The organism is Hallella absiana (genome assembly GCF_025457485.1).
Lineage (GTDB): Bacteria > Bacteroidota > Bacteroidia > Bacteroidales > Bacteroidaceae > Prevotella > Prevotella absiana.
This window is the reverse complement of sequence record NZ_JAMXSP010000032.1, coordinates 21,612-28,036: the sequence shown is the minus strand read 5'-3', so window position 1 is coordinate 28,036 and position 6,425 is coordinate 21,612. Positions and strand designations below refer to the sequence as shown.

Genomic DNA, 6,425 nt, shown 5'->3' with positions numbered 1-6,425 from the left:
TGCTTGTTTTCTTTTTGCAACACTAAGATAAGTGAAAATTCTGACATGGCAAAATCCTGGGCAACTTTTTGTTGCTCAGGAACTTATAAATAAAGTTAAATTATAGTGTTGCGGAATTAAGGATCATCAATAGCAAATAATCATGAGTCTACAAGTACAAGGCTTGTTATACATCCATCCCAATAAAGACATACTGTTCCAAAACATTAGCTTCTCTGTATCTTCGGGTGACAAACGCGCCATTATAGGGAACAATGGCATAGGTAAATCGACACTTCTCAAGATATTGGCTGGCAGACTTGCTCCGTCGGCTGGCACTGTGCTGTGCGATGACCGTCTCTATCTGGTTCCTCAGCATTTCGGTCAATACAATGGTCAGACAGTGGCAGATGCATTAGGCCTTTCGGAAAAGCTTCAGGCATTGTATGCCATCTTGGGCGGACGAGGAACAGAGAATGACTTTACTGTTCTCAATGACGAATGGGACCTTGAGGAACAAATATCAGCAGCCTTCACTAAATGGGGCATAGACTATATTACTCCGGATATGTCACTGGCCTCACTTAGCGGAGGGGAGAAGACTAAGGTGTTTCTTGCAGGAATCGAGGTGTTCAAGCCTGATATGATTTTGATGGACGAGCCCACCAATCATTTAGACATGAAAGGACGGGCTCAGCTGTATGACTTTGTCCAAAAGACGAACAGCGCCATAGTCATTGTCAGTCACGACAGGGCTTTGCTGAACCTGATGCCGGGCATCTTTGAGATGTCATCCACTGGCATGCAGTTCTATCCAATGAACTACTCTCAATACAAGGAGACTGTTGATGCTGAGTATGCCGCTAAAGTCGCAAGTTTTCAGAACGAGCAGAAAGAACTGAAGAAAGCTGAGAAATTGGCACAGAAGACCATGGAACGGCAGCAGAAACATGCCTCAAGGGGAGAAAAGCACAGTGCAGGACAGGGCATTGCCCGCATAGCCATGGGGAACAGACGAGACAGTTCGGAAGCAGCAACCTCTCATCTAAACAAGGTGCAGCAGGAGAAACTGCAAAGGATGAGTCAGAAGGTACATGAGATACGGGCATCCATCAGCGATGACAAATCTGTGAAGATCAATATCAGCAATTCTGATATGCATGGAAGCAAACGGCTGATAGAAGCTGATGGCTTAACTTACAGATACGAAGGGCGGAATGTCTTATGGCAGGATGATCCATTGAGTTTTTCAATCTCAAGCGGCGAGCGGATTTGGCTTCAAGGTGATAACGGAACTGGCAAAACTACATTGCTCAAACTGATTGCAGGTTCCTTACAGCCCACCACTGGAAAGATATGGCGAAGAGGTTCATTGAATATCTTGTATCTCGACCAGGAGTATTCTTGTATTGACAATGACAAGACCGTTTATGGTCTGCTGGAAAGCTGCAACAGCAAGAAGCCCGAGCATGAACTGAAAATGCTTCTCAACCGCTTTATGTTTACAGCTCAGACGTGGGATAAGAAATGCGTATGCCTGAGTGGCGGCGAGCGGATGAAACTGGCCTTGTGCTGTCTGCTCATCGCAGAGAAGGCTCCGGATATCATCATCGCTGATGAGCCGACAAACAATATAGACATCTCCTGTATGGACATATTGGCTGATACGTTGAAGAATTATGTCGGGACATTGCTCATCGTCAGTCATGATGAACAGTTCATTCATGATATTGGCATCAAACGGATAATCAGTATTTCTTGAATCCCCTTTATGAACACTAAAGCAACGGCAAGAAAATATTAATTTTAGCTATCTTATTTCTCGTTGTCAAATGAATGTTGTAATTTTGACATTGATAAATAAAAGGATTACGAATATGTTGAAAGAAGTTAGCTATAAGGATCTGAAGTTCAATCCTTTCAGACTTATCGGTGATGAATGGATGCTGGTAACCGCCGGGAATGAGAAAGACGGCTGCAACACGATGACAGCCTCATGGGGCGGTATCGGATGTCTGTGGGGACACAACGATCCGGTGGCGACCATTTACCTCCGCCCGTCACGATACACAAAGGAGTTTGTTGACAAAGAGGATCATTTTACGCTCTGTGTCATGGATAAGTCGTTCAAGAAGCAGATGGCTTATATAGGCTCTGTGTCGGGCCGTGATGAGGACAAGATAGCAAAGACAGGTCTGACTCCAGTCTATGCCGATGGTACCACCTACTTTGAGCAGGCAAAGCTTGTGCTTGTATGTAGGAAAATGTATGCCCAGGAACTCAAGGAAGAGGATTTCTTCTATAAGGAGACTGTGGATCAGAGTTACCCTCAGAGAGATTTTCACACGATGTACATCGGCAAGATAGAGAAGGTGCTTGTCCGCGATGATGAATACCTCGGCTGAGAATTTGCTATGAGCAAAAAGACAGAATACAAGCAGAAGAATGAGCGGTTTATGCTTGATCTGATTCCATATTATGGTTACCTTTTAGTTCATGAATACCTCTATAAACTGTATTTTTAGACACGCCATATTCCTTGCAGACCTCTTTTACGCCGTGCCGACCCATATCCAATGCCATTTTAGCATAGAACAGCCGACGTTGCCTTTCATTGAGGTTCGCAATGCCTGGAAAATTCCTCTTTTTGTCGCAGTTGCTATGTCTAACGTTTCTTGTTTCCACGTTCCGGCTTGCGCCCTGCAAAGATAAGGAATTTTATCGATAATAAAGAAATTATTCATATAATAAAAGCCTACGTATCAGTTAATTAAACTAAATATACATTCTGAATATAATAAACAAAACAATTACTCAATATAAGATTATCAAATGTGATAAACTTTACCAAGTTATTTTTTGAAGATCACTAGAACAATTTAATAGGAGCATAACAGATAAATACGTTGCAATATGTAAACGCTTTTAATATTTGAATTTAGCCGTTTATGTAGAATGAAGGTGTGCAAACAAACAGACCCTGAAAAGGGTCTCACCCCCGTTAACCGCAATGTCAAAGACTTGCGGATGGCCAGATGACTCCTATACATCCGACCCCAACGGGGTCGAACCATATAATCTGTAGAAAGGTTCGACCTCCGTTGGGGTCGTGGATTGGGAAGGCACTTCGACCCGCACATTGTATCATGTGCGGTTACTTGAAGTTCGACTCCCGTTGGGGTCGATGGCTCGTCGTTATTCTGAATCTTAGCAAATCCTCTCTTTTTTAATGAACTGTGTGCTTGATCACTGAAAATAATCCTTATTTTTGCCACGAGAGTTTTACGAAAGATAAATAGATAAAGTATTGGAAAAGAAACATAACTGTCAGCAGTGCCCACTGAGGCGGCGATACGACCGTTCACCCAAGTCATTGTTGGGTCGTTTTTGGCGATGGCACATCAATTTCTGTCCGGGATGGAAAGCCTATTTCCTGTCGCTGAGCGAAGAGGAACGGCATGTATTGAGAAAGCAATACGCTTTTCATAAGCCTCAAATCCGCAACTAAGTCCTTCATCGTCCTATTTACGTGTACACGTTCTCTCATTACTGAATTATTAGATAAATTGAGGCTGAAATACCCACTTCTGCCTACAATACCCCCTTACCCCACAATGCGACTTGAGACAATACGCAGTATCATACCCATAAGTTGTAGTCGTCATCCAAAATCAGTCTGGAATACATCTGCGTAAGCATTATTACAGGTATAGATATTCAGCACATACCACCTTGATGTTCTGATCCATTTGGCTGGTACAGAGACAAATCTGAAGACAAACGCTTTTATGCGACTTGTTTTATTGGGTCCGAACCTCTTTACGTCAAGTCTTTGGATAATGACCTTGTAGAAGTTACGGATAAGTGCTGTAAGAAGAAGGAACACTGTGTTCTCTGCCATGAAGGATTTGGGCAATCTGGACCATCCGAAACCATTGTTCATGTCATCGAAGATGCGCTCCTTTCCTCCGCGGAGGTTATAGAACTCGACAATCTCTCTTACGGAAGGCTCGTAGTCGTTGGTCAGGATGCAGCGGTATGTGTATTCTCCTTCCCAGAGGTCAAGCTCACCGTCCATCCGTTTCCGCCTTTGAATCACAAGCCGGTATGTCTTGCCTTTCCACTTCTCTACAAGAATGGAATTCAGCTCAAACTCAATGCCGTTGATTTCTCCCCTCTTCCAGCCTCTGAGAGCGAAGAGGTCAATGTAGAGCGAACTACAGCGGTTGGCACGGATATAGAAGGTCTTGCAGTGGGTGGCAACCTCTTCCACGATCTCTTCAGAGCACGAGCCGCAATCAGCTCTGAAACGATTGATAACAAGATTGTTCTGTTCAAACCTTTCGAAGAATCTCTTCAGCGTGTCCTTCTGATGGAAACGGACGTTTGTGTTGCCGTCGCTGTTCTCAATGCCGACAATCAAATCTCCAATAACCGCCACACCTGGTCGATAACCAAGGAACTTCTTGTATGTATGCTTTGCATCATATTTCTCTGTTTCTATGAACTGGTGGTCGAAATCAACATCATACATCTCACCCTCTTTCAGCTGACCAGCTGCACACATACAATTGAGCAGTAAGGTATTGAGGGTGTCAGCCGTATTGAAATCGTAGTTCTTACCCGTATCTGACGTGTATGAAATGTTCTCCTGCGTCAGTTCCTTTATCGCTCTGAGGATAGTGTCAGAGCTGCAGGTACGAAGTGTCGGATGAAGCGAGAGATGGGGCATCAAATGAGTTGTGACATCCTCAATACATGAGCCGCCACAGAAGTAGATGCTCATGAGAGAACGGATGATTTCGCTGTATTGATAACCATACAGCCTGCATCTTAGACCGAGGGTTGTGTCAATTACATATGACAATGTGGAGTCAAATTGCTCCATCATTGCAAATATTCCTCCAAAAGGAGTGAGTTTCTCAGATTTTATTGCTTTCTTTGCCATGTCTGTCGGGTTTGATACATATTTTGATTTGCAACACTAAGATAGGTGAAAAATCTGACATGACAAAATCCTGAGCAACTTTTTGTTGCTCAGGTACTTAAAAAGTTATATTTATAATAGTGTTGCGGAATTAAGGATAGATATATTTGGAACAGAAAAATCCCATTTTGTGCTTTTTCTATTCAAATAATTACTACCTTTACAATCATCAAAAAAAGATATGGACAAGACAACGATTCTTTTCATCTGCCTGGGCAACATCTGCCGCTCTCCGGCGGCAAACGCCATCATGCAGAAATACGTTGACGACACAGGGCTGACGGACAAGTTCTACATCGACTCGGCTGGCATCGGCCCGTGGCATGTAGGCCAGCTGCCCGACAAGCGGATGCGACAGCATGGTGCATGACGCGGCTATCGCATTGACCACATCGCCCGTCAGTTCGACGCACGCCATGACTTTGCCGACTTCGACTACATCGTTGTTATGGACGACGAGAACTACCACAACATCTGCAGCAAAGCACACAGCGAGGCCGACCGCCGCAAGGTCATCCGCATGGCCAACTACTTCACAAAATACAAGGGGAGGACCTCCGTTCCCGACCCATATTATGGTGACGGTGAAGACTTCGAACTCGCCCTCGACCTCATCGAAGACGGTTGCAGTGGGATGCTACGCCAATGTGGAGTATGTGTATGAGCAAAATGAAAATAAATAGTCCAAAATTTGGGAAGTTGCAACGAAAAGATTATTTTTGCAAAATAGAAAGGTGAAAGAATATGGAAAAGATGAATACAAAAGAAGATTTCCTCAAACGCTTTGAGGCTGCCAAGCAGCGAAAGCATGAGATGGTGGAGAATATGAAGGAAGACATCACCGTGGAATATGAAAAAATTCATGGCGAGAAGCCGAAGTCATTCTTTGTTCTTTGACCCCATCCCTCTGATTATTCTCGAAATACGTTCTCTTTGCCATACAATTTCTGAAGATGACCAAGGTAATCCACATTAGGCGTTTCCCTTTCATGGGTGGCTTTTATGCCATCAACCTCTTTGGCATCATCTTCACCGTGCAGGAGCTCAATGCCGTGGAGCTCAACCACGAGCGTATCCACACCGCTCAGCAACGGGAGCTGCTCTACATCGGCTTCTATCTGTGGTATGTGCTCGAATGGCTCTTCCTGCTCGCCAAATACCGCAACGGCCTCAAAGCATACTTCCACATCCGCTTTGAGAAGGAGGCCTACAACCATCAGGACGACCTGGACTACCTGAGCAATCGGCAGCATTATCGCTACAGATGATTGCGACTACTACCCAAAAGAACCGAACCACTACCCCAAAAAAGAAATACAAGCCCTTGGGAGATTCCCATATTCCACAAGATATTTTTGCAGCATGCTGCAATTTTACCTTGCAAAGATAATAAAACGCTCTGAATTCTACTATGCCGACTTCGACTATATGATGGGCATGGACTGCGTGAACTATAGGC

At 44.2% G+C, this 6,425-nt stretch carries 6 protein-coding genes and 1 pseudogene; 6 read left to right on the top strand and 1 reads right to left on the bottom strand.

What is annotated here, in order from left to right; translation table 11 throughout:
• Positions 1–142: 142 nt before the first annotated feature.
• The 3 genes from NG346_RS12315 to NG346_RS12305 all read left to right on the top strand — a co-directional run bounded on the left by NG346_RS12315 (position 143) and on the right by NG346_RS12305 (position 3,487).
• Entirely contained in the window at positions 143–1,741 is a 1,599-nt protein-coding gene (locus tag NG346_RS12315) for an ABC-F family ATP-binding cassette domain-containing protein (protein ID WP_262288799.1), read from the top strand.
• Positions 1,742–1,859: 118 nt separating this feature from the next.
• A complete protein-coding gene (locus tag NG346_RS12310; RefSeq protein WP_262288800.1) occupies positions 1,860–2,384 on the top strand; it encodes a flavin reductase family protein in 525 nt (174 codons plus the stop codon).
• Between the two features lie 902 nt (positions 2,385–3,286).
• Positions 3,287–3,487, top strand: a complete 201-nt coding sequence (locus tag NG346_RS12305; RefSeq protein WP_007837439.1) for a hypothetical protein — start codon at positions 3,287–3,289, stop codon at positions 3,485–3,487.
• Between the two features lie 153 nt (positions 3,488–3,640).
• Here the strand turns inward: NG346_RS12305 and NG346_RS12300 are convergent, their stop codons facing one another.
• The gene (locus NG346_RS12300) at positions 3,641–4,927 is read right to left on the bottom strand and encodes an IS1380-like element ISBaov1 family transposase (protein WP_262281321.1); all 1,287 of its coding nucleotides are present in this window, start codon (positions 4,925–4,927) and stop codon (positions 3,641–3,643) included.
• Between the two features lie 220 nt (positions 4,928–5,147).
• Between NG346_RS12300 and NG346_RS12295 the strand changes: the two are divergent.
• The 3 genes and pseudogenes from NG346_RS12295 (at position 5,148) to NG346_RS12285 (ending at position 6,234) form a co-directional block, all read left to right on the top strand.
• A pseudogene (locus NG346_RS12295) lies at positions 5,148–5,630 on the top strand (low molecular weight protein-tyrosine-phosphatase).
• An 80-nt stretch (positions 5,631–5,710) separates the two neighbouring features.
• Positions 5,711–5,863 (top strand): hypothetical protein, encoded by a 153-nt coding sequence (locus NG346_RS12290; protein ID WP_262280849.1) that lies wholly within the window; start codon positions 5,711–5,713, stop codon positions 5,861–5,863.
• A 56-nt stretch (positions 5,864–5,919) separates the two neighbouring features.
• On the top strand, positions 5,920–6,234 hold the full coding sequence (locus NG346_RS12285; RefSeq protein WP_262280850.1) for a hypothetical protein: 315 nt from the start codon (positions 5,920–5,922) through the stop codon (positions 6,232–6,234).
• Positions 6,235–6,425: the final 191 nt, after the last annotated feature.